The sequence below is a fragment of the Abiotrophia sp. HMSC24B09 genome (assembly GCF_001815865.1).
Lineage (GTDB): Bacteria > Bacillota > Bacilli > Lactobacillales > Aerococcaceae > Abiotrophia.
The window spans coordinates 1-5,997 of sequence record NZ_KV822204.1 but is presented as its reverse complement, the minus strand read 5'-3'; the positions used below and the strand labels follow the sequence as shown (position 1 = coordinate 5,997).

2 protein-coding genes are annotated in these 5,997 nt (G+C 44.0%); both read right to left on the bottom strand.

Features of this window, described 5'->3' with window-relative positions:
* Positions 1 to 1,620, bottom strand: a 1,620-nt coding sequence (locus tag HMPREF3093_RS05810; protein ID WP_306806861.1) for a Spy0128 family protein, incomplete at its 3' end; no start/stop codon positions are given.
* A 320-nt stretch (positions 1,621 to 1,940) separates the two neighbouring features.
* Positions 1,941 to 5,997, bottom strand: a 4,057-nt coding sequence (locus HMPREF3093_RS05805) for a MucBP domain-containing protein (RefSeq protein ID WP_143227667.1), incomplete at its 5' end; no start/stop codon positions are given.

Sequence of the window (5,997 nt, the reverse complement as noted above, 5' to 3'; positions counted from 1 at the left end):
GGCAACTTGACCTGTTTCCTTGTTTACCAACTCGAAAGTGAATTGGTCGTCTACTAGGTTAGCACCTACCAAGGCTTTAGTTGCCTTCAAGACCTTAGTGACTGAAGCTGCCTTATAAGTGTTGGTAAAGCCAGGCTTAGTATAGGTAACGGCTGCAGTCTTAGCCCCACCATTATCGGTTACCGTAACAGTCGCTGTAATGATGTTCTTGTCATAGGTAACACCTGGCAAGTTGTTGTTAACTTCGCGAATCTTATAAGTAAAGTTCCCCGCTGTACGGAACTTCATCTTCTTAAACTTAACAACACCGTTCTCATCGTTAGTAGCAGTTGCTACTACCTGATTGCTACTGTCAACTAATTCAAAGCTGAACTCACCTTGATTCAATGAACGTCCATTCAATGTCTTGTTCACTTCAAAGATAATCTCATCAGGACGAGCCCCTGTCCCGACCCCATCAGTGGTAGTCAAGGCAGCAAAACCATTAACGTCTTCAGTATGTGTAGCGGAAGTAAATGTATAATTGTTGAAGACTTTTTTAGTTACTAAGTCAACAGGCGCAGTGATACGGGTTTGGAAGATGATTAACAAACCACGCCCATCTAGGCTCCCACCATTGCTTGGCGTAATGGTGAAGTGGTTGTCATCTTCAATGTTAACTTCGCCGCCCGTATAAGCCACACGGCCACCGGCTGTCCCACCGTTTTGAGCCGCTTCCCAGTCAGTAAAGTAGTAACCACTAAATGAATCAGGTACAACTTCTTGCCCCTCTGGAATAGTATCTCTCACCATAGCGTTGACTATACCTGGTTTAGCATAACGGTTAATACGAATACGCCAGTTAACCAACTCAGGGTTGTCCCGGTCTTGGTTCCCCCATTTAGTATAACCCGTTGGGTCTACGTCAGGTACGATACGCATTAACTTGTATTCCCCAGCACCTGGCAAATCGAAAGTCTGCTCGATGTTCTTAGGTGTGCTATCAGCCCATACCGCCGTGAAGAGTGCTGTCAATGACTTGTTCTCATTCAAACGAGCATAGTACTCTGCGTTGGTGATCGTGATGGTGGCTGTATTATTCGCTGGGTTAGTTGTTAAAGATGCAACAGTTGTGACATTGTCCCCCGCTTTAATTTCAACCGGACCACTTTGTTCCACTCGGAAGACACTTGGCACTGTATAGGTCAAGGTGTCGCCATTTTGGAGTGTAGCGTTATCCGCAAATTTATAGGTTGGGATAATATAGAATTTCCCTTCCCCATATTTACCAGGGTTTTGGACTGGGTTGTTATTAATCTTGAAGTCCGTTGTCATGGTATATTGCGCTTCTTGAATCGGCGCTTGTGGATAGTGCTGAGTTGCCTCAGCTTTATCAGTATTCGCTGAGTCTTGACCATCCGCATTGGGCTTAGCCGCCCGATCCTCCTCTGCTGCCGGCTGGGCCGCTTGCCCACCATCAGCTTCTTGTCCCCCTGTCTCTTTGGCTTCTTGCGTTTGCTCAGTAGCAGGTGTTGCTACACCAGCATTCGCTTCTTGCGCAAAGGTAGATAGCGGGCTAATAAAAACTTGCAGCACTAATAAGAGTGCGATTAGCAAGTTCGCTAGCTTCTGCTTTTTCACTTTGCTTCCCCTCTCTCACGCTACAAAAGCCAGGCCTACCGCTACATATGCCCTGACTTTCTTAACGCTTGATATTGTGTATATTACTATACCAAGACTATTTTATCACACTCAATCACAAAAGAAAAGTTTCATTTCCTCTCTATCTCATAAAATCGAAATGTCATTACAAATCGATAACACCTCCCCCTTCCCTAACATAAGAAAAACGCGTGAGAATCGCCTATATCTGGCGAAACTCACACGTTTCCTTCTATTATATATACCCTATTCTGGTCCTAGTGAATCAGGGACCAACTTAGGTATGTATATGTGCATGCTTAGTCATGCGTCTCATCTTTGCGACTAGCTGTTGATTCTGTTCCCTGAGCACTCGATACTGACGAAGCCTGATTGGCAGCCTCCGCTGGCATCACTGGCACGACCGTCTCTTCTCTGGTGTAAACCAACTCGTAAGTCTCCGCTTCTTCATAAACGTTAATACCGTCTAGCGTCTCCCCATTCTTGCGTAGGTAGCTATACTTGTAGTTAGCAACCGTCACTGGTTTTGGAATGACGTAACGATTTGGCCACGCACTTAAAGTCGTTGGCTCGTGAATCTCCTGGCCATCCTCCGTGACATGCCGCAAGGTGATAACCGTCTTCTCTTCATAACTTGGAACTCGGTAATGTAATTTTACGACGATTGGTTTATCGCCAACTGTCCCAGATAGCGGATCATCACTGTAGTCGTACACAAGCCAGCTCCATAAATTCTCTTCAGGTGTTACCGTGTATGGCTCACCTTGGGTGACGGTACGTTCCTCTAGATGAACTCGCACTGGGAAGCCTTCGATAGAATCATCGTTATAGTATTCAATGTACAGCTTCGTTACTCGGCGATAGACAAAGACTATTTCAAAGTCATGATTAGGTACCGTGCCCTGAGCATTTTCTGGAACGGACGTCAGTTCATAGTCAGGAAAGTCACCCTGAGTTTCCTTCTCATACTCTGTTCCAACCTCTACCCTGTCTGTCCTTGTTTGTGCTAACTCTTCACCTGACACGGTTACATGTTTAACAGTTTTTGTCACTCGATGAATTGGATTGTAGTAGTAATCCATATAAACCGTTTCGGGATCTTCACTGCTGAAGGTGTAGTCTTCATAATTATAATCACGCTCTACATTTCGATAATCCTCGTGTTCAAAGTAGTCTCCTTCTACTCTAACAGCTTTTTCATATCTAAATGTGAACTTCTTGCCTTCTAAGGCCACCTTCTCAATAGACAGCATGAGTTCTTTCGTTTCATTATTGAAATGCCGCTGGATAACTCGATGCTTAGGATTAGAGTTATAGACGAAGGTTACAATCGTTTCTTCTGCCTCTAAGAAGCCAGACGGTTGTCCTTGGGTGTGACTGTAGACATAGCCAGGGACTGGCTCAGGCACTAAGTAGTAAGGGGTCTCAGCATGCCCTTTCACTGTTTCGCTCCCAATCTCATGCCCCTCTTCGTCGACATAGCGTGCTGTCGCCGTATGGAACTTATCAAAATGATGATAGGTTAGAGTAATGGTTGTATCTTCATTGAATGCAGCAAACAAAGACTGTCCAGTTCTCTTCAGAGTATACTGTTGCTGAGAAAGATCAGCTGGTCGGATGGTAGTCTCTACTCCCTTAGGTACTTCAATGTGTTTCTGATATTCAGCAACATACTGGTCAAGGTCTTGTCCTGCCTCATCTACATACTTCAAGGTGACGGTTGCGGTAGTTCGTTTATATCTCAAATTGACAACTTTTGGACTGTCTTCAAATTGACCTTTGAACTCACTTTCATCACTAGCAAGTTCGTATTTTTTGTCGTCCTTAGAGATGTAGTGCTTGGAACTTAGATCATAAGTCTCCCCAACTAAACCATCGTGTATCTCACTAACTTCGAGCTTTTCGCCAGCCTCGTCCAAGAAGTTAACTCGGATGATACCTGGCAGAATCCGACGACGATAGTAAACCCACACTTCTCCACGTTCATTCCTAGAATTTCTAATTTCAAATACATTAGGTTGCGACCTCAAATTGTCATAACTCACACCATGACCTAAGAAATCATAGAGGTCAGGATAAGGATTCCGAGGTATCAAAGTAGAAATAGGTAAGCCCACTGTCCCCCCAATAGTAAACTGTCTCTCTGTTTGCCGAGGGTCTTCTGGAATATTATTTCCTACTATACCATATAACTCAAGTCCTGGGGCTATTGGTTGATAGTAATAGATGACGTGTTTTTCATAGCCAGCATATTTGCCTGTTACCTCACCTTGGACACCAACATATTGATAGTTTTCAATATTCTTCTTCTCCGTCACATATTGCGTCCCGACAGTTCCACGTAAAATGACACGCTCAGCCAGATAATTCCCTCTGTTATCTACATAATCCACGATTACCTTACCCGGATCTGGATAAACAGAGCGATAGACATAAGTGACAACCTGCTCTTCTAGTTGATAAGTCCCCGTCGTATTCCCTAGGACAGTGAGGAAAGTAAAGTTATCAAACTGCTTCTGCTCTGTCTGATATGGTGTCCCAAAAGGCTTATAGCTACGAATCGGCGGTGCCAAATCCTCATTAGCCTCATCTACATATCGTACTACTAATATACCCTCATTAATTCGTGAGTCACGTAGTCCTTCATAAATATAAGTAACTACTTGCTCTTGCTCACTATATTGTCCGAATTCTTCACCTTCAACCTTTCGGAATATGTAATTGCGGAATTCTTTTTTACGAGTATAGTAGTTCTTACCGAGCTCGCCTTTCATCACAATTTCTGGGATGATTAGCGTTCCTTGGTCATCCTGATAACGTACCCGCACAATCCCTGGCAACTCCTGGTCAGTACCTTTGCGATAGACATAAGTCACCGTTTGCGTTTCTAGGCTATAGTTACCTGTCTCAGAACCATCGACATGATCAAAGACATAACCTTCGATTTCCTTTTTCTCTGTGCTATAGGCAGTATCTACCTGACCAGAGAGATTAATGCTTGGCCAGAGGCTATGCCCATCCGTATCTTGGTAATTCACCTTAACATAGCCAATTGACTTCCGATAGACATAGGTAATCGTTTGTGCCTCTTCTGTATAGAAGCCCATCTCTGGCCCATCAACTCGAACGAGTTCATAGTTGTCAAAGCTTCTCGCCTTTTCTTGATAAGGTAGTCCCACATAGTCTGTCAGATACTTCGTCTGTGCAAGTTCTTCACCCGCTTCATCTTCATACTTGACAGTCAAATCTCCTCGAAGTCTTTCATAATAGTAGGTAACCTTCTGAGGCTCTTCGGTTATTTGCCCCTCTGTTTCACCTTCAACTCTAGTAAAACGATGATTTACAAAGTGTTTCTGAGTGGTAGTATAGTAATCGCCAACGGCCCCTTTGATTTCTTCAGCTGGTCCTAAATCAACATCAGCCTCGTTGCGATAATAGACAATCACTTTAGAGGTCACGACTTTTGCAATCCGGCGATAAACAAAGTCCACCCTTCGAGTCTGGCCTGAGATATACTTCCCTTTTTTCTCACCTTCGGTACGAATGAGAATATAGTTTTCAATATCTAATGTATCGAATTCATAGGATGCTCCTGGTCGTCCGTGAGTGTAAACACTTGGATTAATCTCCTTGCCATTTTCATCGACATATCTTGCATAAGCATCCCCCCAGCCACTTTCTTCCTTCTTATATTCTTTAGTTGAGTATAAGAGAATGACGACCTGTGTTCCTTCTTGGTAAGTGACACGAGGAGGATATTCTTCTCGACCTTGATAGAAGTAGTTTTCAAATTTTTTGACCTCGATCGGAGCATCAGTCCCCACATATCCTGTTGTCACGACATCAGGGTGTAGGGTTTCACCCTTGACGGTCTTATATCGTACAACGACTTTCCCTCGAGCCTTGGTGCGAGGACTAGCATAGACATAAGTGACGTAGTGTTTTTGGCTAGCATAGGTCCCTTGGGTCTCCCCAGACACATAAGATAGACGATAGCCTTCAACTGCCTTCTCTTCAGTCTGGTAGTTATCTCCCAATAACCCTGCCATATCCACTGGAGGAAGTAAATCATCATTTGTTTCATCAACATAGCGGACATTTACTGCACCATTATTTGGCGGTAAATTGGCTGGTTGGTAGACAAACTTAACGATCTTGGCTTCCGTTGCGAATGTCCCTTGGCGATCTCCCTCAACTCTCAAGAAGTTATATTCTCTCACTTCTTTCTGAGTAGCTGTATAGGCAGTGTCTACTTCACCTTCTAAGGTCTCGGCATCAGCCACAGGCTGATCCGCTTCGTCCACATATAAGACATTGACTGTTCCACGTGGTTTTGGAATGGCTTGGTAGATGTAC